Below are 22,193 nucleotides of genomic sequence, written 5' to 3'. Positions count from 1 at the left end.
CGGGTCGTCCGCGGGCCGTCGGTCGCGCCCACGCGGCGGAGCCGCACGCTGTCACACCCCCGCGCCCCCAAGGTGCTGCACCTTCCCCGAAATCACTCAATGGAGACGCCGATCATGAGTACGTCGACCCTGGAAGACGAGATCCGCGAGTTCGTCCTGACCGCGGTCATCGACGAGATGAACATCCTCACGAGCCGCGACGGCATCACGGACGAGAGCCCCGTGACCGTCGGTGGGCTGGACGTGGACTCACTCAGTCTGATCGAGCTCACGCTGCGGCTGGAGTCGCGATTCGGCGTGGAGATCCCGGACACCGACATCGAGCCCCTGGCGTCGCTGACCCTCGGCGGGCTCGTCGCCGAGGTCGTCCGACGCGGTGCGAAGGCATGAGCACGAGCATCTTCACCGCCGACAGCGTCCGGGAACTGCTGTCGGACCGCAACGTCTTCCCCGGCCTGCCCGACGACCTCGACGAGGACGCCGAACTGGTCCTGGACTCCCTGGGGTTGGTGTGGCTCCTCCATGTGGTGGAGGAACGTCACGGCCTGGTCGTGGAGCCCAGTGACGAGGACATCGCCGGACTGACCTCGCTCCGGCGGCTCACCCAGTACCTCAGCGCCGCCGTGCCGACCCCGACCGAAGGGGGGCGACCGCGATGAGCGGTGAGGTCACGGTGACCGGATTCGGCGTACGCACCGCGTTCGGCGACGGAGCCGAGGCGCTGCGGCGCGGAGTCTTCGCGGGAGTCCCCTCGTTCGCGCCCACCACGAGGTTCGACACCGCCCCGTACCGGACGCCGATGGCGGCCGCCGCCCCCGACGGTCCCGACGCGGTCGAGGACTGGGCGCTGCGCCACGCGCTCGCCCGGTGCGGTGCGCAGGCCCTCGACATGGCGGGCCTGCGCCCGGGCACGGAAGCCGCGGTCCTACTCGGCGTCGCCGGCGACCACACCGCCGTCACCCGGTACTGGCGGGCCGAGGCGGGTGCGCCGACCGCCGGGCGGGTGCCGTTGTCCGACGCCGTCCCCGCCCGGCTGGCCGAACTGCTGGCCACGGACTTCGCGCTGAGCGGACCTCGGCTGACCTTCACCAACGCCTGTGTCGCCTCCGCCGCCGCGATCATCCACGCCTGCCGGCTGATCTCCTCCGGGCGCACCGATGTGGCGGTCTGCGCGGGCGGTTACCTCGTGGAGGAGGAGACCTTCGGGAAGTTCGACTCGGGACGGGCGCTCTCCCGGGACGGCAGGGTCCGCCCGTTCAGCGCCGACCGCAGCGGGCTGCTGCTGGGCGACGGGGTCGCGGTCGTCGTGCTCGAGTCCGCCGAGCACGCCCGGCGACGGGGCGCCCGGTCACTGGCGTCCGTGGTGGGCTGGGGCGCGGCGACGGACGCCCACCACATCGCCCAGCCCCACCCGGAGGGCGTGGGCCTCGCCCGGGCGGCCCGGCAGGCGATGCGGCTCGCCGGTGACCCGGAGGGAGCGGCCCTCGGCTACGTCAACGCCCATGGCACCGGCACCAAGTACAACGACGGGGCCGAGACCCGCGGGCTGCGGGCCGCGTTCTGCGAACGGGCGGAGTCGATCCCGGTCAGCTCCACCAAGAGCACCACCGGCCACCTCCTGGAGGCGGCGGGCGTCGTGGAGTTCGTGATCACGCTGCTGGCCCTGACGGACGGCGTCCTGCCGCCGACCGCCGGGTACACCGCGGCGGACCCGGAATGCGACCTCGACTACGTGCCGAACCGGCCGCGCCAGGCCGATCTGCGCCGCGCCCTCACGATCAACGCCGCCTTCGGGGGCGCCAACACCGCACTCGTCCTGGAGCGGCCGTGCTGACCAAGCCCCTGTTGCGTTCCGCGCTCGGCGTCCTCGCCACGGCCACCGCCACCCACGGCACCGGCCGCGGCGACGACATCGCGCTGCCGAGGCTGCCCGGCTTCGTGGAGTCCGCCTTCAGCCCGCTGACGTACGAGGTGATCAGCCGGTGTCTGACCGAGCGGCCCGGCGACGGCACCCGCACCGCGGTGGCGCTGGCGAGCCTGACCGGTGACACCACCACCGCCGATCTGGCCAGCAGCCGCATGGTCTCCGGGAAGGTCCACAACCCGCTGCTGTTCATGCAGGCCACCCCCAACTCCGTGCTGGGCCACACCAGTCGGGAGTTCGGGATCACCGGGCAGATGTTCAGCGTCTCCACCTTCGACGACCCGGTGGCCGAACTCCTCGCCCTGGCCGACCTGTTGCTGGAGGACCCGGAGCTGGACCGCGTCCTGGCGGTGGGCGTGGAGCTGGGCGGCGGCGCCCGGACGGCAGCCGTGCACCGGGAGCTGACCGCCGGCAGCGGCCGTCCCGTGCCCGGCCTCCCCGCGTCCGCGGGCCTCGCGGCGGCGGTGCTGCTCGGCCGCGCCGACGCCGGCGCGCCCGTGACCGTCACCGCCGACCGGCTGCCCCTCTCCGGCGGCGACCTCCGGCATCCCGGAAGCATCCAGGGCCTGTTCGAGCTGGCCGCCGCCCACCGGCTGCTGCTGCGGGACGGCGGCAGCCACCGCCTCCAGCCCTGCGCCTTCCTTCTCACCGCCGACAGAAACGAGAGCGACACCCATGCTCATCAGTAGGCAGGAGCGGGCCCGGATCTGCTCCGACCCCGAACTGGGTGCCGGCAACGTCCTGGAGCGACTGACGGCGTACGGCCGTCCGCTCGACGAAGTCGTGCTGCGCACCGACGGCGGCTGGCGGGCCCCGGACGGCAGCCGGCCCGACGTGCTCACGTTCGGCCGGTTGCGGGAGGTCGCCGAGACGTATGCGGGCTGGTACGCCGCGCAGGGCGTGCGGCCCCGCGACCCGGTCGCCGTCCACTCCGCCTCCAGCGCCGAATTCGCCGTGAACTTCCTGGCGCTGACCTCCCTCGGCGCGATTCCGTCGTTCGTCAACGGCAATCTGGCCCCGGAGATCGCCGGCGAGTACGTCCGCCGGCAGGGCGCGGTCGGCGCGTTCACCGACCAGGCCCATCGGCAGGCGCTGGCGGGCGCCGGGCTCGGCTTCCGCGTCACCGCCGACGACATCCGCCCCGAGCACCGCGCGTCCCTGCCGCCGGCCCACCCCTACCGGCACGACCCGACCGACCCGGTGCTCATCTCGCACTCCTCCGGCACCACCGGCATGCCCAAGGGCGTCCCGCACACCCACCGCACGCTGATGTACGCGCAGTTGCACCGGCTGCGCTACTCCACCGGCACCGACATGGAGCGCACCCTCGTCGGACTGCCCGGCGCGCACAACGCCATGGTGGCCACGCTGCTCTACTGCCTGCTGCTGCGCACCGACATCAAGCTCTTGTCCAGCCAACGCGGCGCAGACGTGCTCGACGCCGTCGAGGAGTTCCGGCCGACCACCGTGCTGGCCTTCGCCGGCACGTTCGGCGAGATGGCCGCCGAGGACCTGACGAGGCGTGACCTGTCCAGCGTGCAGGTGTGGTTCAACACCGGGGACGCGGCGCACGAGGCGCACATCAGGGCGCTCGTCCGGCACGGCAGCCATCTGGAGATCCGGCGTGACCTGAGCCGCGCCCGGGTGGACGGCTCGGTCTTCGTGGACGGGCTCGGCTCCTCGGAGGCCGGCTACTCCGTCTTCCACAACCGGCACACCAAGGACACCTCGGCCTACTCGCGCTGCGTCGGCAAGCCGATCAGCTTCGCCTCGGCCGCCGTGCTCGCCGAGGACGGCACCCCGCTGCCGCCGGGACAGATCGGTCGCCTCGGCCTCAAGTCGCCGACCCTGACGCCCGGTTACTGGAACGACTCGCTCACCTGGAACAGGATGCGACTCGGCGGCTACTGGCTCACCGGGGACCTCGCCCACCAGGACGAGGACGGCAACTTCTACCACCTCGACCGGGCGCCGGACGCCGTCCGCACCCGCGACGGGATCGTCTTCAGCACCCGCACCGAGGAACTCCTCCTGGCCGAGCTGCCCGAACTCGCCGACTGCACGGTCGTCGGCGTCGCCCCGGACGGCGTCCGGGCGGACTGGGACGGCGACGGAGAAGCCGAGGCCTACGCGCTGCTCCAACTCGCCGACGAGGAAGGCCACGGCGAGGGCACGGACGAAGGCGACAGCGGGGACGAGGTCTGGACCCGGCGGGTCAACGCCGTCCTGGCGGACGCCGGATTCCCCCCGGTGACCCGGGCCCTGCGGATGAAGCCGGACGACGTCGCCAAGGGCGCCACCGGCAAGGTTCTCAAGCGAGTGATGCGCGACAGGTTCGCCGCCAAGGAGCAGCACGCATGAGCACGACCACGAACACGAACACGGACGCGGACGGCGTCAACCACCGGGCCCGGGCGGGGGAGGCGTACCGGCTGTGGTGGCAGCACGACGCCCACTGGTATCAGGGAGTGGCCGCCCGGTTCGGACAGGAGGCCGCGAACGAGATCAACGCCGAGGCGCTGCGCAAGGTGGCCCTGCACGTGGCCCAGCGCGTAGCCCGTCTCTCCGGCGGGCTCCCCGACAGCGGGGACACCGGAAAGGACCTTCAGGAGCTGCGCCGCCGCTACGACCAGTGCGGGGATCGGATGTTCCCGCCGGAACTGCGCAACGCCTCCACCGAGGTGGAGGGCGACGACCTGATCGTGCTCACGCTGCGCCGGAACTTCGCGGTCACCATGGTGCGCATGGCCGGCTCGCTGGACGGCTACCGGTGCCCCTGCACCGACATCCACGCCGGCTGGTCCGAAGGACTCGGGGTGACCCTGACGGAGAACCGGGCCGAGAGCTGTCTGCGCGACGGCGACAAGGCGTGCCGCCTGCTGATGCGGGTCGCTGCCCCCGGCCCGTCCACGACGGAGGGCTGAACCGTGCGGATACTCGTCGCCGGAGCCACCGGAGTCGTCGGACGCCCGCTGGTGGGCGCCCTGAGGGCACGCGGCCACCAGGTCGCCGCGCTGGTGCGGGAGGAAGCACGGGCGCCGGAGGCCGACGAGGTCGTGGTCGCCGACGCCCTCGACCGCGACGCCGTACGGTCGGCGGTGTCGGCCGCCCGGCCCGAGGCGGTCGTCCATCAGCTGTCGGCGTTGCGTCTGCTGCGCGACGACCCTCCGGAGGCCTTCGCACAGACCGCGCGGCTGCGCACCGAGGGCACCGCCCATCTGGTCGAGGCGGCCCGCGCGGCCGGCGCCCGGCGGCTGGTCGCCCAGTCCATCGCCTTCGCCGCCGCCCCCGCCGGGCCCACGGTCCTCGACGAGGACGCGCCGCTGTACGTGGACGCCCCGGACCCGGGCTGGGCCGCCACCGTACGAGCCGTCGCCGAACTGGAGCGGCTGGTCCTGTCCGGCGCCCCCGGCCTCGCGGGCGTGGTGCTGCGGTACGGCGCCCTCTACGGCCCGGGCACCGCGTACGCCCGTGACGGCGGGACCGGGCAGCGGGTGCTGGCCGGGAAACTCCCGCTGCCCGAGGGCGGCGCCGGCATCACGTCGTTCCTGCATGTGGAGGACGCCGTGGGGGCGGCTGTCGCCGCCGTCGAGTCGGAGGCCACCGGCGTCTTCCATGTGACGGACGACGAACCGGCCCCGGCCGCCCGGTGGCTGCCGCACTATGCCCGCACCCTCGGCGCCCCGCCCCCGCGCCCCGTCCCGGCGGCCCTCGCACGCCGGCTGCTGGGCTGGTTCATGACCCATCAGCTCACCACGGCACGCGGAGCCGCGGGCGACCGCGCCCGGACCACGCTGGGCTGGAAGCCGCAGCGGCCGGACTGGCGCGACGGGCTGGGCCGGGAATGACCGAACCCCCTGGCCCGCCGGCCGTGTGCGTGATCGGCGCCGGTCCGCGCGGGCTCTCCGTCCTGGAGCGGATCTGCGCCAACGCGGCAGGCACCGGCCGACCGGTCACGGTGCACCTCGTCGATCCGTACCCGCCCGGCCCGGGCGCGGTGTGGCGCACCGATCAGCCGGGCGAGCTGCTGATGAACACGGTCGCCTCCCAGGTGACCCTGTTCACCGACGACAGCGTGGACTGCGCGGGCCCGTCCGTACCGGGACCCTGCCTGCACGAGTGGGCGCGGACGCTCCCCGAGGGATACCCGGAACAGGTCGTGTCCGAGGCCCGGCGGCTCGGCCCGGACACCTATCCGACCCGGGCGTTCCACGGTCACTACCTCGAGTGGGTGTTCCGGCACCTGTCACGCACCGCGCCCCAGGAGGTGACGGTCCACACCCACCGGACGACCGCCCTCGCGCTGGAGGACGCCCACGACGGACGGCAGACGGTGACGCTGGAGGACGGCGGCCGGCTGTCCGGGATGGACGCCGTGGTGCTGGCCCTCGGCCACGGAGAACTGGTCCCCGACCGGGAGGAACGCGAGCTGGCCGACTTCGCGGACCGGCACGGTCTGACCTACGTCGGGCCCGGGAACCCGGCCGACGCCGCACTGGACGGCATCGCGCCGGGCACGCCGGTCGCCCTGCGCGGCCTCGGGCTGAACTTCTTCGACCACCTGGCCCTGCTCACCGAGGGCCGCGGCGGCACGTTCAAGGAGAGCGAGACCGGCCTCGTCTACCTCCCCAGCGGCAACGAGCCGACCCTGTACGCCGGTTCGCGACGCGGAGTGCCGTACCACGCGCGGGGCGAGAACGAGAAGGGCGCGCTCGGCCGCCACCACCCCCGCTTCCTCACCCCGGAGGTCATCGCCGGGCTGCGGCGGCGCGCGGACGGCGGACGGCCCGTCACCTTCCGTGAGGGGATCTGGCCGCTGATCGACCGCGAGGTACGCACCGTCTACCACGAGGCGTGGATCCGGGCCGCCCGAGGCGCCTGGGCCGCGGACGAGTTCGTACGGCTCACGCTCGCGGGCCGCGGTCCGGAGACCGACCTGCTGGACCGGTACGCCGTGCCGCGCGGCGAGCGGTGGGACTGGCGGCGGATCGAGCGCCCGCACGGCGAGCGTGCCTTCGCCGGCCGCGACGACTTCCGGCACTGGCTGCTGGAGTATCTGCGGCGCGATCTCGCCGAGGCCCGGCTGGGCAATGTGAGCGGCCCGTTGAAGGCGGCACTGGACGCCCTGCGGGACCTGCGCAACGAGATCAGGCTCGCGGTCGATCACGGAGGAGTCTCCGGGGAGTCGTACGCGGGCGAACTGGACGGCTGGTACACGCCGTTGAACGCCTTCACCTCCATCGGCCCGCCGGCCTTCCGCATCGAGCAGCTGATCGCGCTCCTCGAGGCCGGGACCCTGCACGTCGTCGGTCCGGGGATGCGAGTACGGCCCTGCGCGCGCGAGAACGGGTTCCTGGTGGACGCGGAACGGGTGTCCGAGCCGTCGGTACGGGTCGGCGCGCTGATCGAGGCACGGCTGCCCGAGACCGACCTGCGGCGCAGCGCCAACCCCCTGCTCAGGACGCTCCTCGCGGCCGGCGGTTGCGTCCCCTACCGCTTGGACGGTCATGAGACGGGCGGGCTGGCCGTGACGGGCGGCCCGCCCCGGCTGGTGGACGCGGCGGGCCGGGCGCACCCGCGCCGTTTCGCGTTCGGCGTGCCGACGGAGGGCGTGCGCTGGGTGACGGCCGTCGGCGTCAGGCCCGGCGTGGGCTCGGTGACGCTGGAGGACGCCGACTCGATCGCCCGGGCGGCACTGCGACTCCCGGAGGCCGAAGCAAGACCCAAGGGGCACAAGGAATACAAGAAACACAAAGAACATAAAGAGCACAAGGAACGCAGGGAGCTGGGGAGTCGATGAGCGTGAACGCGTTGTCCGTGGGCACCGACGCGGGCCTGCTCGCCCCCACCTGGGCGGACACGCCGGCCGCGGCCGAGGTGACCGACGAGGCGTGGCTGCAGGCCATGCTGGACGCCGAAGTGGCCCTGGCCCGGGCCCAGTACGCCGTCGGGCTCACCCCCGCCGCCGCGGTGGAGGCGATCGCCGCGGCGGCCCGTACGTACCGGCTGGACCCGGTCGCCCTGGCCCGTGCGGCGCGGGCCGCGGCCAACCCGGTGGTCGCCCTGGTCACCGCCTTCACGGAGGTGGTCGCCGCGCAGGACCCGACCGCGGCCGAGTACGTGCACCGCGGATCCACCAGCCAGGACATCCTCGACTCGGCGGCCATGCTGGTCGCCCGCCGGGTGCTCGCCCTGATCGCCGCCGACCTCGAACGCGTCCGTGTCGCCCTCGCAGCCCTGGCCGACACCCACCGCCACACCGTGCTGGCCGGACGCACCCTGACCCAGCACGCCGTGCCCACCACCCTCGGTCTGAAGGCCGCGGGCTGGCTCCAGCTGGTCGCCGACGCCCGGGCCCGGGTACGGGCGCTGGCGTCCGCACTGCCGGCCCAGCTCGGCGGCGCGGCCGGCACCCTCGCCGCGTACGGCGAGTACGCGGCACTGGACGGCGGGAAGAGCGAGGACGCCGTGGACCTGCTGGGGCCGTTCGCGCGGGCGCTCGACCTGGCCGAACCGGTGCTCCCATGGCACACCGCGCGCACGCCCGTCGCGGACCTGGGGGCGGTGCTCCAACTGGTCACCGGGGCGCTCGGGAAGTTCGCGCTCGACGTGCAGACGCTGTCGCGCACCGAGATCGGCGAGGTGTCCGAGCCGGCTGCGGCCGGACGCGGCGCCTCCTCGGCGATGCCGCAGAAGCGCAATCCCGTGCTCGCCACGCTCATCGTGTCGGCCGCCCGGCAGGTTCCCGCGCACGCCCTCGTCCTGGCCCAGAGCATGCTCGCCGAGGACGAGCGGCCCGCCGGGGCGTGGCACGCCGAGTGGCAGCCACTGCGGGAGGCCCTGCGCCTGACAGGCGGGGCCGCGCACACCGCCGTGGAGCTCGCGGAAGGGCTGGTCGTCCATCCGGACCGGATGCTCGCCAACCTGGAACTGACCGACGGCGCCCTCGTCACCGAACGCCTGACGGTGGCGCTCGCCCCGACGCTCGGCAGGACACGGGCGAAGAAGCTGCTGTCCGCCGCCACGGCTGAGGCAGACGCCGGCGGACGCCCCCTCGTCGAGGTGCTGTCCGCCCATCCCGACCTGTCGGCCCGGCTCACCCCGGACCGGCTCGCGACCCTCCTCGACCCGGCCCGGTACACAGGTGCGGCCGACGCCCTCGTCGAGCGGGCGCTGCGCAGCTACGGGGACGCCGGCACCGTCGTCCCGGCGCGCGACGGGAGCGCCCGATGAGCGCCGTCAGTCGCGCCGAACCGACCACGCCGCCGGCGACGGCCCCCCGCTCCTGGCCCGTCCTCGTGGTCGTCGTCTGCGCCCAGATGCTGATCTGGCTGGACACCTCGATCCTCAACGTGGCGGTCACCACGCTGGCCGACCCGGCCGACGGACCGGGCGCGACCCCGGCCGAGCTGGAGTGGGTGGCCAGCGCCTACACCCTGGTCTTCGCCGGCACCCTCTTCGCGGGCGGCGCACTCGCCGACCGCTTCGGCCCACGGACCACGCTCCTCGCCGGTCTGGCGCTGTTCGGCGCCGCCTCCGGGGCCGGCGCGTTCGCCGGGAACGCGGCCTGGCTGATCGTGGCGCGCGCCTTCATGGGCGCGGGCAGCGCCCTGCTGATGCCCGCGACCCTCTCGGCCATCGTGCAGAGCACTCTGCCGGAGAAACGCACCCGGGCCATCGCGATCTGGAGCTCGTCCAGCGGGCCTGGGCGTGGCCGTCGGCCCTGTCGTGGGCGGGGCGCTGCTCAGCCACTTCTGGTGGGGCTCGGTCTTCCTGGTCAACGTGCCCATCGTGGCCCTGTGTCTGGCCGGAGTGGCGGCGGTGGTACCCGCGCTGAAGGGCCCCGGACGCAGAGTGCTCGACCTGCCGGGCCTCGCCCTGTCCGTGCTCGGCCTCGGCGGTGTGGTCTACGCCGTCATCGAACTCGGCAACGGACGGAGCCCGCACGGCGTCCACGTCCTGCTGCCGCTCGTCCTGGGCGGCGCGCTGCTCACCGCCTTCGTCGTCGGTCAGCGCAGGTCCCCGGCGCCCAGCCTGGACCTGCGGCTGTTCCGGCAGCCCGGGTTCACGGCCGGGAGCGTGGTGCTGTTGATCGCGTTCATGGCGCCGGCCGGGCACCTGTTCTACGCGGCCTTCTATCTCCAGGGACCCCGCGGGCTCTCCCCGGCCGACGCCGGCATCGTGATGATCGCCGCCGCGGTCGGCATCGTCCTGGGCAGTCAGGCGTCCCCGGTGCTGAGCCAAGTGCTGTCGGCCCGCTGGACGGTCGCGGCCGGAGTCCTCGCCACGGCGGCCACCTACGTCGGCTACCTGTGGTTCGACGGCGGGACCCCGATCCCGGTCGTCGTGCTTCTGCTGTGGGTGCAGGGGTTCGGCATGGGCCTGGTCGGCACGCCGGTCACGGCCGTGATGATGAGCGGGGTGCCGACCCAGCTCGCGGGCGCCGGGTCGGCCGTCAACAGCGTCACCCGGCAGGTCGGCGGAACGCTCGGGGTGGCGATGGCCGGCTCGATCCTCTCCGCCGTGTACCGGGACCGCATGGCGGACGCCCGCCTGCCCGACGGTCCGGGGGAGCTCACCCCGGCCGCCCGGGAGCAGGCCCGCACCTCGGCAGAGGCGGCCCGCGCACTGGCCGGTTCGCTACGGCTGCCCGAACTGGCGGCCACGGCCGACCGCGCCTTCCTCGACGCCATGTACGCGGCCACGTTCTGGACCGCCGTACTGGCCTTCGTCGGGTTCGTCGTGGCCGCGGCAGGGCTGCGCGCACGGAAGGCCGGCGGCGAGAGCGGAGGAAACCGAGAGGACGGGGAGACGAAATGACAGGCATCAGCGAACCCGCGACCGGCCGGTCGGTCTTCGTGACCGGCGGGAACAGGGGGATCGGACTGGCCGTCGCCCGGAACTTCGCGGCGGCGGGCGACCGGGTCGCGGTCACCTACCGGGGTGATCCGCCGCCCGCCGCCGACGATCTCCTCGCCGTACGGTGCGATGTGACGGACGGGCAGCAGGTGGACCAGGCCTTCAAGGAGGCGGAGACAGCCCACGGTCCGGTCACCGTCCTGGTGGCCAACGCCGGGGTCACCGCCGACCGGCTGCTGCTGCGGATGAGCGAGGAGGACTTCACCTCCGTGATCGACACCAACCTCACCGGAGCCTTCCGGGTCGTCCGGCGCGCGGTGCGCGGGATGCTGCGGCAGGGCCACGGGCGTATCGTCCTGATCTCCTCCACGGCCGCCCTGCACGGTGCCGCCGGGCAGACCAACTACGCGGCGGCGAAGGCGGGGCTGGTCGGGTTCGCCCGGTCACTCACCCATGAGCTCGGCGCCCGGGACATCACCTGCAACGTGGTGGCCCCCGGTCTGACCGAGACGGACATGAGCCGCGCGCTCACCGAGGAGCAGCGCCGCCATCTGCTCGACCGCACCCCGGCCGGCCGCCCGGCCCGACCCGACGAGGTTGCCGAGGCGGTGGCGTACCTGGCCGGCGCGGGCTATGTGCGCGGCGCGGTGATCCCGGTCGACGGAGGCGCCGGACTGGGGCACTGACACGGGAGTGGGCCGTTGGCCGGCCGATGGCGGTGAAACCCGCCTCTCTGCTGAGCCATTGGCCCACTTCATTCGCAGCCTGTTGAACCAACAGCCCTCCAGGTGTTGAGATGGTCGTATCGATGGCGCTGCGGACTCCGCGGCGCCTTTCTCATGTCGCATCACATGTCGCGACTCATGTCGCGACTCATGGCGCGGTGCGTCTGGGCGGGGAAAGGGCGGGGCAGCTTGCTGAAGAGGGCGTTCGTGGCACCGGATCCGGGCCGTGTGCGGCTGCGGTTCGCCTCCCGGGCCGTGCTGGGCATCGGGCTCGCCGTCGCGCTGTGCGGTCTCGCCGGGCATTCGCTGGCGGCGGCCGTCGCCGGAGGTCTCGCGGCACTGCTCGCCCTGTTCACGGTGACCGACGCGACCGTGCGCGGGCAGGCCGTCACCACCGCTCTGCTCCCGGTCGCCGGGCTGCCGGTGCTCGCTCTCGCGGCCGTCCTGCACGAGCTGCCCGTCGCCCGTGACCTGGCCTTCCTCGCTGTCGTCGGGGCCGGCGCGTACGCGCGGCGCTGGGGGCCGCGCGGCCACTCGCTCGGAGTGTTCGCGTTCATGACCTTCTTCGCCGCGCAGTTCCTGCACACCGTCCCCGGGCAGCTGCCCGACCTCTACGCCGCCGTGCTGATGTCGCTGGCGGCGTCGTCGACGGTGCGGTTCGGGCTGTGGTGCTACGAGCGGCGGCTCCCGACGCCACCGGCCCCCGTCGCCCCGCCGGCCGGCGGCACGGGACTGGCGCGGATCACCACACGGCAGGCGGTCCAGGCGACCGCGGGCGCCGCAATCGCCCTCGTCGTCGGACAGACGCTGTCCGACCAGCGCTGGTATTGGGCGGTGGGCGCCACGTGGTGGGTGTTCGTGAACACCACCTCGCGCGGCGAGACGCTGGTCCGGGGCTTCCGCAGGCTCCTCGGGACCGCCATCGGCATCGTGCTGGGCCTGCTCGTGGCCGTGCCCCTGCACGGGGAGCCGGTGGCGACCACCGCGATCGTCACGGTCGCCGTCTTCGGGATCTTCTACTCCGCCGCCGTCTCCTACACCTGGATGATGCTCGCCGTCACGGTCATGGCCATCGCGCTGTACGGGCTGCTCGGCGTGCTCGACCCGGCCCTGCTCGCCCTCCGGGTCACCGAGACGGCCGTGGGAGCGCTGGGCGCCGTGCTGGCGGTGCTGCTGGTGCTCCCCGTGACGACGCACTCCGTCACCGACGCCTGGGTGGAGCGTGCCCTGCGCTGCGTGCACACGTGCACCGCCGACGCCGCCGCCCGGCTCGCGGGCTCCCCTGCGGCGGACCCGGCCCGGCGGGTGGCCGAGCTGGAGCAGATCCTGGGCCGGGTCCGGCAGTCCCTGGCGCCGCTGGTGCACCCGCTCAGCCCGCTGCGGGCCCGCAAGGCACGGGCCCGGCACGTGCTTGCGCTGCTCGACGACTGCGCCCGCGAGGTGCGCGCCCTGGCCTCGGTCGTCGCGGACCCCGAGGCCTCGCACGACGCCCGGCTCGTCGCCGCCTGCTGGCGGGTGGAGGCCGCTGTCGAGGCGCTCACCGACCCGCCGGCCGACGGGCCGCGCCACCCCGCACCCACCGCCGCGGCGCCGTACGGTGCGCCGGCCGAGCCGGTACTGGCCCATCTCCACGCCCTCGAACAGGCCCTCCTCGAACTCGCCGTCCCCCTGCGTGGCTCCCACCGGGCCTCGCTCGGCGCCTGAGCGGGCGCGGGCTTCCCGACGCGGCGCGCGAGTCTGGTCTAGACCGCTGGTGATCGACTGCTACCGTCACCCCGAGCAGCAGCGTCAGCAGCGAGAGCGGCGACCCGGGAGGGGACAGCGGTGGCAGACCTCGGCGGAAGACGACGGCGGGCGTTCATCGGCTCGTTCACGGCGGCTGGAGGGCCCGGCATCGTGGCCGCCGCCGTGGACCCGGACAGCGGCGCCCTGACCGTCCTGAGCAGCGTGAACGGCGTCCCCGACCCCTCGTATCTGGCCCTGTCGCCCGCCGGGGACACGCTGTACGCGGTCAGCGAGACGGCGGACGGCGCGGTGGCCGCCTACCGGGTCGAGGGCGATGTGCCGGAGTCGGCCGGGCCGCCCGTGCCCGTCGGCGGCAGCGGGCCCACGCACCTCAGCGTGTTCGACGGCCATGTCCTTACCGCCAACTACGGTTCCGGCAGTGTCACCGCCGTCCCGGTCCGCCCGGACGGCACCCTCGCCCGCGTCGCCTCCGGCGTCCTGCGGCACACCGGCTCGGGCCCGCACACGCGACGCCAGCAGGGCCCGCACGCCCACCAGGTGCAGCCCGACCCGAGCGGCCGCTGGGCGGTGAGCGTGGACCTGGGCACGGATTCCGTGCGGGTGTGCGCCCTGCGCGACGGCAGCCCCGTCCTGCACCGGGAACATGCGCTGCGCCCCGGCTCCGGACCCCGCCACCTGGCCTTCCACCCCGGCGGCGGGTACGCCTACGTCGTCAACGAACTCACCCCGACCGTCACCGTCTGCCGCTGGGACGCCTCGGACGGCTCGCTGAAACCGCTGGCCGAGGCAGCCGTGCTGCCCGGCGCCCCGGCCGGGGACGCCTACCCCTCGGGGCTCGCCGTCTCGCCCGACGGCAGGTTCCTCTGGACCGCCACCCGCGGCGAGGACGTGCTCTCCGTGTTCGCGGTCGAGGGCGAGGGGGACGCCCTGCGGTTGGTCGGCACGGTGCCCTGCGCCGGTAACTGGCCGCGGGCCGTCGCCGTCGACGGCGCGGGCCGCTGCCTCTACGTCGCCAACGAGCGCTCCGGCGACGTCACCTGGTTCACCCTGGACCCGGCCACCGGCCTGCCCCGGCGCGGCGGCTCGATCGCCGTCCCGGCCGCGTCCTGCGTGGTCCTCGGCTGACCCCTGTCTCGCGACCCCTGTCGCGGCCTCGGCAGCCCGCACGACGAAGGGCCCGCTCCTCAGCCGGAAGCGGGCCCTTCGGGTCGTACTGCGTCCTCTAACAGTGGTTTCAACGGACCGGCGCGCCCTGCGGCTGCGGCGGCGCGATGCCGAGGGCGGTCGTGTACTTGGCCAGCGCGAGCTTGCCGATGGCCGGGTACGGGCCGAGCGCCTCGGCGGCGGCGCAGCCCGCCTCCTTGGCCGCCTCCGCGATCAGCGTGGCGTCGATCTCCGGGCCGATCAGGTACGGCGCCAGGGCGAGCTGCTGGGAGCCGGAGGAACGCAGCTGCTCGGCGACGGAGGCGATGGAGCCCTCCTGGTCGAGGGCCGCGGCCATCACCGGCACGGCGAGGCGCGCGGCGAGCAGCATGCCGGTGATCCCGGCCGCCTGCACGGCCTCCTCGCCGCCCACGGAGGCCAGGATGATGCCGTCCGCGGCCGTCGCCACGGTGAACAGCCGGGCGCGGTCTGCGCGGGCCAGGCCCGCCTCGGACAGCCGCACGTGCAGCGCCTCGGCGAGCAGCGGGTGCGGGCCGAGCACATCGGTCAGCTCGGCCGCGATCCGGCTCTCCATGACGGCCTGGCGGACCTGGCGCAGCAGCGAGTTGTCGGGGCCGGCCAGCAGCGGCACGACGACGGCGACCGGGCCGTCGGGCTCCTTGACGTCCAGACCGGCGGCACGGGCCTGCTCGAAGCGGGCGGTGCGCTCCTCGGCGGCGTACGTGAGCACGGACTGCAGGGTGGGGAACTCGGTGTCGTCCCCGTCGAGGTAACCGATGCGCGCGTCCAGGCCGGGAAGCTCGGAGCGAGCGATGCTCACGATCTCCTCGGCGAGGCCGCGGGTGGCGGCGCTCGGCGTACCCGGCACCGCGAGAACGAGGGCGGGCGCGCCCTCGGGAGCCGCCAGAGGCTCGGGTCGGCGGTGCCGCCCGGGCTGGCGAGGTCGCGGCATTCGTACTGGCAGGCCGGACGCGGGCCCAGTGGGGGAGCTCATGGCGAGGCATGTTACTGGCTTACTGGGCTCCCCTGTTCGGGGAGGGTGCAGGTGAGCGGTATCCGTCCGGTTTTGTCTGATGAGTTACGTACGGATCAGAAGTGATCAGCGTGTTTTCCGGGAGACTTGCCCTCGAAGGGGGCAATCCCCGCTTTTGGACCCTGACGTATGTTCTCTACGCCCGCTGCATTACGGCTGGTGCACCACCGAGAGCAGTGTCTGCTCGGCCGGCAGCGTGAGCGTGCCCGTCGCCAGTGCGGTGGCGATGCGCACGGCGCCGTCCAGCGGATCGCCCTCGGCGGGAACCCGCCGGGCGTGCGGCAGCTGTCTCGCCAATTCGTCCTCCAGGGGGACGAGAAGGGGCTCGCCCAGGTTGAACAGGCCCCCGGTGAGGGCGATCCGGGGCGCTCCGCCGGGCGGGCAGACAGCGGCGGCCGACTCCGCCATGTGCCGGGCCGCCGCCTGCAGGATGCCGGTGGCGACCGGGTCGTCCTGGGCGCAACCGGCCACGTCCGGTGCGAAGGAGGCGAGGACGGCCGGGCGGTCCGGGCGCGGGTAGAGCAGCCCGGGCAGTCCGGGCATCGGCCCGAACCGCTCCTCGGCGCGGGCCAGGAGCGGAGCGGATCCGCCGGGACGCCCGTCGTACGCACGCAACGCGGCTTCCAGCCCGGCCCGGCCGATCCAGGCGCCGCTCCCGCAGTCGCCCAGCAGATGACCCCAGCCGTCCGCCCGCTGCCAGGCCGTCAGATCCGTACCGATCGCGATCAGACCCGTGCCCGCGGCCACCACGGCTCCCGGCCGTGTCCCGAGCGCGCCGACGTAGGCGGTGACGGCATCGGCGACGAGCGCGGTCCTGCGGACCCCGAACTCCAGCGCCAGCGCGCCCGGAAGCTCGGCGCGCAGGGCGTAGCCCAACGTGCTGAGCCCGGCCGCTCCCACGACGGCCGTGGCGGGCGACGGCGCACCGGTCTCGTCACTCAACGCCCGGACCAGAGGCGTCAGTCGCGCCATCAGGTGACCCGCGTCGATGCCCCGTGCACCAGTGCGCACGGGCATGTCGGACGAACACCGGCCCAGGATCCCCTGCCCGGCGACTCCCAGCGCGACCCGCAGACCCGAACCGCCCGAATCCACGGCGAGAATGCCGGTGCCGTCGGTCACGGCAGGCGCCAGTCCACTGGCTGACCTCCCTGCCGGACCAACAGGTCGTTGGCCCTGCTGAACGGCCGTGAGCCGAAGAAACCGCGGTCTGCCGACATGGGGGAGGGGTGCGCGGACTCCACCGACGGCAGATCCCCCAGCAGTGGACGCAGGTTGCGGGCGTCACGGCCCCACAGGATGGACACCAAGGGCTTGCCGCGCGCCGCCAGCGCCCGTATCGCCTGCTCGGTGACCTCCTCCCAGCCCTTGCCGCGGTGCGCGGCCGGCTTGCGCGGCGCCGTGGTGAGCGCCCTGTTCAGCAGCAACACCCCCTGCTGCGTCCACGGCGTCAGGTCGCCGTTGGACGGCTGGGGCAGGCCCAGGTCGGTGTTCAGCTCCCGGTAGATGTTGATCAGGCTGCCGGGTAGCGGGCGGATCTCCGGAGCGACCGAGAACGACAGTCCCACCGCATGCCCCGGCGTCGGGTACGGGTCCTGTCCGACGATCAGGACGCGGACGTCGTCGAAGGGTTGTTGGAAGGCCCGCAGGACGTTCTGCCCGGCCGGTAGGTAGGTACGTCCCGAGGCGATCTCCGTGCGCAGGAAGTCGCCCATCCCGGCGATCCTTCCGGCGACGGGCTCGAGGGCCTTCGCCCAGCCCGGTTCGACGATTTCATGCAAGGGTCGTGGTGCCACGGCGTCACCCTACTGCCGTACGCACAACGGTGATCAACCAGTGGCCAAGGCTGCCCGGCCGCTTCTGTCGCAGGGCTCCCCTCATCCGACCACCGCGGCCCGCACGCACAGGACGTCCGGCAGGTGCGAGGCCAGTTGTCGCCAGCTGTCGCCGTCGTCGGCGGAGGCGAACACCTCGCCGTTGCGGTTGCCGAAGTACACGCCCGCCGGGTCCGCGTCGTCCGTCCGGAGCGCGTCGCGCAGAACCGTGCCGTAGTGGTCCTCCTGGGGCAGGCCTGCCGTGAGCGGCTCCCAGTTGTTGCCCGCGTCCGCGGTGCGGAAGACCCGGCAGCGCCGGTCGGCGGGCACCCGGTCCGCGTCGGCGGTGATCGGGAACACGTACGCGGTGTCCCCGCGCGTCGGGTGCGCGGCGACGGCGAAGCCGAAGGTGGACGGCAGGCCCGCACCGATGTCGGTCCACTGCAGGCCCGCGTCGTCACTGCGGTAGACCCCCCAGTGGTTCTGCAGGTAGAGGCGGTCCGGGTTCGCCGCGTCCCTCGCGACCTTGTGCACGCACTGGCCGAACTCCGGGTTCGGATCCGGCAGGAACACCGCGGAGACACCGGAGTTGGAGGGGGCCCAGCTCGCGCCGCCGTCGGTCGTGCGGAACACCCCGGCCGTGGACACGGCCACCGTCACGGCCTGCGGGTCGCGTTCGTCGGTGAGGACCGTGTGCAGGCCCTCCCCGCCGCCGCCCGGCACCCACTGCGAGCGCGTCGGGTGCTCCCACAGCGGGCGGACCAGCTGGAAGCTCTCGCCGCGGTCCTCCGAGCGGTACAGCGCGGCCGGTTCCGTGCCCGCGTACACCACGTCCGGCTCGGCCGCCGCCGGGTGCAGCTGCCACACGCGCTCCAGCGAGGCCTTGGTGTCCTGCGGGAACTTGACGGCCGGTTTCGCCGGTTCGGTCCACGTGCGGCCGAGGTCGTCGGAGTGGAACACCGACGGCCCCCAGTGCGCGCTGTCGCCGCCGGCCAGCAGCCGCGGACGGTCGCCGCGGGTGTCGATGGCGACCGAGTAGATCGCCTGTGCGTTGAAATAGGGTGATTCGTCGAACTCCCATGCGCCGCCGCGCCGCCGCCCGATGAACAGGCCTTTGCGTGTGCCCACGGCGAGCAGTACCTCGGTCATGCCGATCTCCTCCGCTGTGTCCTCGACGTCCTTGTCCCAGACACCGGCCAGTCTGCACCCCGCCACTGACAGTCACCTCTGGAAACGCCGTCGCCGCAGGTCACAGCGGTGGAGGCGGGTTGGGGGCGCATGTCCTCGGCCACTTTCCGACGGGCGCCTGCGCGGGCGGCGCAGGCGTGGGACCGTCGGGATGAGGGAGTCGTCCTGAGCATCGGGCCCGCCTGCCCCGTATGGGAGGGCGGCTGGGATGTTCATGCTCACGAGGAGGAAGCCTTCGATGGCGTTCCGTGGTCCGAAGCTGTGGCTGTGGCGCTGGCGGCGCAACCCGCTCAAGCGTCGCGCCGACACGGTGGAGTCCTGGGTCGTGCTCGGTGTGTGGGGGCTGACCGTCCTCGCCGGGGTGCTGGCGGGGTTGGCGACCGCAGGGTCCGTCGAGCACGGTCTGGCGCGGGAACGCGTCGAGTGGCGGCCCCTCGTGGGGCGGCTGTCCGAGCAGGCGCCGGGCAAGGCCGCCGCGAGCGGTTCCGCCGGCGGCGATCAGGTGTGGGCGAAGGTGGGCTGGACGGGGCCGGACGGCTCCGCGCACACCGGCCAGGTCCGGGTCGGCCCCGGCAGCGCCGCAGGCACGCCCGTGACGGTCTGGACGGACCGGCAGGGCCGCCTGGTGACGAAGCCGGCCACCGCCTCCCAGGCCAGACTGCGTGCCTCGCTCGTCGGCGGCTTGGCCGGAGTCGGCACGGCGGCCCTCCCCCTCGCGGGCGGCCGCTTCGTACGAGGCCGCCTGGAACGCCGCCGCGTGGAGCAGTGGGACACCGACTGGGCCCGCTTCGACGCCCTGTGGGGCCGCCCAACAGGCTGACCGACCCTGCACCTCGGTTGTCCGCGACGACTCACAGGTGGGGACGGTCAGTGCGGGACGGGAAGGCTCCGCTCCAGGACGGCGTCGACATCGGCGCCGTCCGGGAGGGTCCCGAAGGCGTGCCCCCAGTCGCCGCCCAGCCGGGTCGCGCAGAAGGCGTCGGCCACCGCGGGCGGCGCGTGCCGGACCAGCAGGGAGGCCTGGAGGGCGAGCGCCATCTGCTCCACCAGACGGCGGGCGCCGACCTGGGCCGACACCGCGGAAGCCCTGTTCGTCCACATCGCGCAGGCGGACCGCCCCGCCGACCTCCTCGCGGCCTTCGCCGCGGTCGTACGTCATCTGCTCACCGACCCCGTGCTGCCCCCCGAACTCCTCCCGGCCGACTGGCCGGGCGCGGCCCTGCGCGCCGCCTATGCGGAGTACCAGGCGGAGATCACCGGAGCCATGGGGCACTGACCGGGAGCGCTGACAGGGGGGGCGCGAACACGGCGGCCGTACGAAGCGCCGTGCGGGTGCGCTTCGTACGGCCGGGTTCACCGTGGGGGGTCTACTTGTAGGTGATGTCGGACGAGGAGTACTTGCAGTACGTCCCGTCGGCGTCCGAGCCGTTCTTGGGCGGCTCCGCGCCGGTGTTGTTGCCGATGTACTTCTGGCACGGGACGATCTTCTTGCTGCTGTCCCCGACGATGGTGATCTTCCTCAGGGTCGCGCTGTCGCCGTAGTTCGTGTTGATGCCCACGAGCCGGCCGCCCTTGTAGGTCGCCTCGATCGTGTTGAGGTTGATCGTGCGCTTGTACTGGCCGCTCTTGCAGTTGCCGCAACTGCGCACGAAGGTGCCGAAGTTCTTCACGGCGAAGTTCGAGACGTTCAGCGTCCCCGCGCCGTTGAACTGGAACACCTTGTCGCTGGCCTCCTTCGCCCCGCCGCCGGAGACGGTGTAGACGTTGGACGAGGAGGAGCCGAGGAAGGTCGCCGCGTCCTCGCCGACGTCCTCCCACCAGACGTTCTGCAGCGTGCAGCTGCCCTTGCAGTGGATGCCGTCGGCGGCGGGCGCGCCGATGATGACGTTCTTCAGGACGGCGCCGGGCGCGAGCTCCAGGATCGGGTCCTGGTCCTCGTTCTGGCCGCCGCTGCCGAGGTCGCCGCTGCCGTACAGGCGCTGCATCCCGTAGTCCTTGGTGCCGGAGATCGGGATGGTGGCGGTCACCGGCTTGCTGCTGGTGGGTGTGGGCCAGGTGGCGGCGCTCGCGGGGGTCAGCGCCCCACTGGTCATGATCATGCCAACCGTGAGGCCGACGGCGGCCAGCCCGCCGGTGAGAGCGCGCCCGCGGGTGCGCCGAGGTGCTGGTGAGGTCATGTCCCGTGCCTTCTTCCAGGTGGGGAATGGGGAAGGTCAGAGCTTTCCGGCGCCCGCGCCGGACGTCACCGAGGCGACGACGGACGAGGCGGGCTCGGCGGTGTAGCTGTACGGCGGCTTGGTGAACGTCCCGACCTGCGACACCTCGGTCGCGGCTCCACCGAGGTCGTTGCCGGTCAGGTTGGCGTAGCCGTCCACGTCGCTGTCGCGGTTGGTGGTGACTGCCACCTGTGTCGAGCGGAAGACGTTGTTCTCGACGAGCATCTGGGCGCCCATGCGTGAGTGGACGGCCGTCTCGGCTCCGACGACGTAGTTGTCGTAGAAGTGGCCGGTGCCGAAGCGCAGACTGGGGATGCGCGAGTAGACGTTGCTGAACTGGTTGTGGTGGTACGTCACCCTCAAGTGCCCGGTGTCCTGGTCGGCGTTGTTGTCGCTGTGGCCGACGAGCGATCCCTTGAAGTGGTCCTTGAAGGTGTTCCAGGACACCGTCACGTAGTCCGAGGCGTGATTGATGTCCAGCAGACCGTCGTAGTAGTCCTTGTCGTGATCGCGGTCGGCCGAGAAGGAGTTGTGGTCGATCCACACCTTGGTGGAGGCCTGGACCTCGATGCCGTCGGCCGGCTTGAGCGGCTTGCTGATGTTCAGGTTGCGGATGACGACGTTCGTCACCTTCTTCAGACGCAGCCCGCCGCCGGTGAACCCGGACGACGAACCGACGCCCAGGACCGTGGTGTTGGACCCGATGTCGACCTGTCCGCTCAGCGAGATCAGGCCGTTGACCTTCACGACCTTCGCCGTGCCGCCGGTCACCGCGGTCTTGAAGGCGGACAGCGTCGAGACGGTGACCGCGGTGGCGCTGCCGCCGCCGGTCGTGCCGGCGCCGAACCCGACCGGCGAGCTGTCGGCGGCGCCGGCCGGCTGGGGGAGGGCGAGGACCGCCGCCGTGGCGAGAGCGGCGGCCGCCGCCACGAGAGCGGATCTTTGCGCGTGTGTACGTGGGGGGCCTGTACGCATGCGGGTGCGTCCCTTCAGAGAGGGAAGTTTGGACAGATATGTGAATGATGTGCGCCATGTTGAACATCGTGCACGGGTAGTGCGGCCCTTTGTGGGGTCAGGGCGAGCGGCTTGGTCACACTGCTGAACGGAACGTAGGGGGCAAGCGCTTTCTAGTCAACGCTTTGCGCAAAACATATCCGGCCACCCCGGCGCGGCTCGGGCGACCGGCAAGGGCTTTCGGAGAGTTGGCGTGGGAGCGCTTCCATGAGGGGCATGCGCATGCCACCATGCGACGCGAACGCTTCCTTTCACGGCCTGTCGGAGAGGGGCGAGTCGATGCCGACTCCGCGCACGCGTACGTTCACCGCCGCTCCTGGACCTGCTCCTGGTCCTGATCGCCATCGCCGGCTCGCTTCCTCCGTCACGGCATGGATCCCGCGTCGAGCGGCGACGACCCCCAACTTCCCCGGCGGCTAGGGCGTGTTTCGAAAGTCCCGTCTGGCCCGCGACGCCTGGCACGGCGCCTCGCCGCGTTGTCGGGATCGTCCGCGTACGCCCAGTACGCGG

At 73.1% G+C, this 22,193-nt stretch carries 20 protein-coding genes and 3 pseudogenes; 16 read left to right on the top strand and 7 right to left on the bottom strand.

Going from position 1 to position 22,193, the window contains the following annotated elements:
* Window positions 1-114 precede the first annotated feature (114 nt).
* The 14 genes and pseudogenes from ACIBTS_RS14335 to ACIBTS_RS14270 all read left to right on the top strand — a co-directional run bounded on the left by ACIBTS_RS14335 (window position 115) and on the right by ACIBTS_RS14270 (window position 14,379).
* On the top strand, window positions 115-390 hold the full coding sequence (locus tag ACIBTS_RS14335; RefSeq protein ID WP_231976156.1) for an acyl carrier protein: 276 nt from the start codon (window positions 115-117) through the stop codon (window positions 388-390).
* Entirely contained in the window at window positions 387-659 is a 273-nt protein-coding gene (locus ACIBTS_RS14330) for an acyl carrier protein (protein WP_399319349.1), read from the top strand. The genes ACIBTS_RS14335 and ACIBTS_RS14330 overlap by 4 nt, the downstream gene beginning before the upstream one ends.
* Window positions 656-1,834, top strand: a complete 1,179-nt coding sequence (locus ACIBTS_RS14325) for a beta-ketoacyl-[acyl-carrier-protein] synthase family protein (RefSeq protein ID WP_399319347.1) — start codon at window positions 656-658, stop codon at window positions 1,832-1,834. The genes ACIBTS_RS14330 and ACIBTS_RS14325 overlap by 4 nt, the downstream gene beginning before the upstream one ends.
* On the top strand, window positions 1,828-2,613 hold the full coding sequence (locus tag ACIBTS_RS14320; RefSeq protein ID WP_399319346.1) for a hypothetical protein: 786 nt from the start codon (window positions 1,828-1,830) through the stop codon (window positions 2,611-2,613). The genes ACIBTS_RS14325 and ACIBTS_RS14320 overlap by 7 nt, the downstream gene beginning before the upstream one ends.
* Window positions 2,600-4,285: an AMP-binding protein gene (locus ACIBTS_RS14315; protein WP_399319344.1), complete on the top strand. Its 1,686-nt coding sequence runs from the start codon at window positions 2,600-2,602 to the stop codon at window positions 4,283-4,285. Before ACIBTS_RS14320 ends, ACIBTS_RS14315 begins: the two co-directional genes overlap by 14 nt.
* Window positions 4,282-4,848 (top strand): hypothetical protein, encoded by a 567-nt coding sequence (locus ACIBTS_RS14310; protein ID WP_399319342.1) that lies wholly within the window; start codon window positions 4,282-4,284, stop codon window positions 4,846-4,848. The genes ACIBTS_RS14315 and ACIBTS_RS14310 overlap by 4 nt, the downstream gene beginning before the upstream one ends.
* Before the next feature lie 3 nt (window positions 4,849-4,851).
* Window positions 4,852-5,772 (top strand): NAD-dependent epimerase/dehydratase family protein, encoded by a 921-nt coding sequence (locus ACIBTS_RS14305; protein WP_399319340.1) that lies wholly within the window; start codon window positions 4,852-4,854, stop codon window positions 5,770-5,772.
* Complete coding sequence (locus ACIBTS_RS14300; protein WP_399319339.1) at window positions 5,769-7,724, top strand: FAD/NAD(P)-binding protein; 1,956 nt, start codon at window positions 5,769-5,771, stop codon at window positions 7,722-7,724. The genes ACIBTS_RS14305 and ACIBTS_RS14300 overlap by 4 nt, the downstream gene beginning before the upstream one ends.
* The gene (locus ACIBTS_RS14295; RefSeq protein ID WP_399319338.1) at window positions 7,721-9,157 is read left to right on the top strand and encodes an adenylosuccinate lyase family protein; all 1,437 of its coding nucleotides are present in this window, start codon (window positions 7,721-7,723) and stop codon (window positions 9,155-9,157) included. Before ACIBTS_RS14300 ends, ACIBTS_RS14295 begins: the two co-directional genes overlap by 4 nt.
* Window positions 9,154-9,567: pseudogene (locus ACIBTS_RS14290) on the top strand (MFS transporter); the annotation flags it as partial. The gene ACIBTS_RS14295 and the pseudogene ACIBTS_RS14290, both read left to right, overlap by 4 nt.
* A gap of 67 nt (window positions 9,568-9,634) precedes the next feature.
* A complete protein-coding gene (locus ACIBTS_RS14285) occupies window positions 9,635-10,744 on the top strand; it encodes an MFS transporter (protein ID WP_399319336.1) in 1,110 nt (369 codons plus the stop codon).
* A complete protein-coding gene (fabG, locus tag ACIBTS_RS14280) occupies window positions 10,741-11,469 on the top strand; it encodes a 3-oxoacyl-ACP reductase FabG (protein WP_319671443.1) in 729 nt (242 codons plus the stop codon). Before ACIBTS_RS14285 ends, fabG begins: the two co-directional genes overlap by 4 nt.
* 228 nt (window positions 11,470-11,697) lie before the next feature.
* Window positions 11,698-13,212, top strand: coding sequence for an FUSC family protein (locus ACIBTS_RS14275; protein WP_399319335.1), 1,515 nt, complete (start codon window positions 11,698-11,700; stop codon window positions 13,210-13,212).
* A gap of 120 nt (window positions 13,213-13,332) precedes the next feature.
* Window positions 13,333-14,379 carry a lactonase family protein gene (locus ACIBTS_RS14270; RefSeq protein ID WP_399319333.1) on the top strand — a complete coding sequence of 349 codons (1,047 nt, stop codon included), beginning with the start codon at window positions 13,333-13,335 and terminating at the stop codon, window positions 14,377-14,379.
* Between the two features lie 109 nt (window positions 14,380-14,488).
* Here ACIBTS_RS14270 and ACIBTS_RS14265 read toward each other — a convergent pair whose 3' ends face one another.
* From ACIBTS_RS14265 to ACIBTS_RS14250, 4 genes are all read right to left on the bottom strand, one after another.
* The gene (locus ACIBTS_RS14265) at window positions 14,489-15,412 is read right to left on the bottom strand and encodes a hypothetical protein (protein ID WP_319671421.1); all 924 of its coding nucleotides are present in this window, start codon (window positions 15,410-15,412) and stop codon (window positions 14,489-14,491) included.
* A 189-nt stretch (window positions 15,413-15,601) separates the two neighbouring features.
* Window positions 15,602-16,573: an N-acetylglucosamine kinase gene (locus ACIBTS_RS14260; protein ID WP_399319331.1), complete on the bottom strand. Its 972-nt coding sequence runs from the start codon at window positions 16,571-16,573 to the stop codon at window positions 15,602-15,604.
* Complete coding sequence (locus ACIBTS_RS14255; RefSeq protein WP_399319329.1) at window positions 16,570-17,247, bottom strand: uracil-DNA glycosylase; 678 nt, start codon at window positions 17,245-17,247, stop codon at window positions 16,570-16,572. The genes ACIBTS_RS14260 and ACIBTS_RS14255 overlap by 4 nt, the downstream gene beginning before the upstream one ends.
* 81 nt (window positions 17,248-17,328) lie before the next feature.
* Window positions 17,329-18,480, bottom strand: coding sequence for a WD40/YVTN/BNR-like repeat-containing protein (locus ACIBTS_RS14250; protein WP_399319327.1), 1,152 nt, complete (start codon window positions 18,478-18,480; stop codon window positions 17,329-17,331).
* Window positions 18,481-18,691: 211 nt separating this feature from the next.
* On the opposite strand from ACIBTS_RS14250, the gene ACIBTS_RS14245 reads away from it, so the two are divergent.
* Complete coding sequence (locus ACIBTS_RS14245) at window positions 18,692-19,273, top strand: hypothetical protein (protein WP_399319325.1); 582 nt, start codon at window positions 18,692-18,694, stop codon at window positions 19,271-19,273.
* Window positions 19,274-19,320: 47 nt separating this feature from the next.
* Here ACIBTS_RS14245 and ACIBTS_RS14240 read toward each other — a convergent pair.
* Window positions 19,321-19,518, bottom strand: a pseudogene (locus tag ACIBTS_RS14240) (DNA alkylation response protein); the annotation flags it as partial.
* A gap of 1 nt (window position 19,519) precedes the next feature.
* On the opposite strand from ACIBTS_RS14240, the pseudogene ACIBTS_RS14235 reads away from it, so the two are divergent.
* Window positions 19,520-19,729 (top strand): annotated as a pseudogene (locus ACIBTS_RS14235) (PaaX family transcriptional regulator C-terminal domain-containing protein); the annotation flags it as partial.
* 91 nt (window positions 19,730-19,820) lie between these two features.
* Here ACIBTS_RS14235 and ACIBTS_RS14230 read toward each other — a convergent pair.
* Window positions 19,821-20,630, bottom strand: coding sequence for a pectate lyase (locus tag ACIBTS_RS14230; protein ID WP_399319323.1), 810 nt, complete (start codon window positions 20,628-20,630; stop codon window positions 19,821-19,823).
* 36 nt (window positions 20,631-20,666) lie between these two features.
* Window positions 20,667-21,644, bottom strand: coding sequence for a polysaccharide lyase family 1 protein (locus ACIBTS_RS14225; RefSeq protein WP_399319321.1), 978 nt, complete (start codon window positions 21,642-21,644; stop codon window positions 20,667-20,669).
* Between the last annotated feature and the right edge of the window lie 549 nt (window positions 21,645-22,193).

Source organism: Streptomyces sp. NPDC050121 (assembly GCF_044460385.1).
Taxonomy (GTDB): domain Bacteria; phylum Actinomycetota; class Actinomycetes; order Streptomycetales; family Streptomycetaceae; genus Streptomyces; species Streptomyces soliscabiei.
The sequence above is the reverse complement of the archived record's forward strand: the minus strand, read 5'-3'. Positions and strand labels throughout refer to the sequence as shown.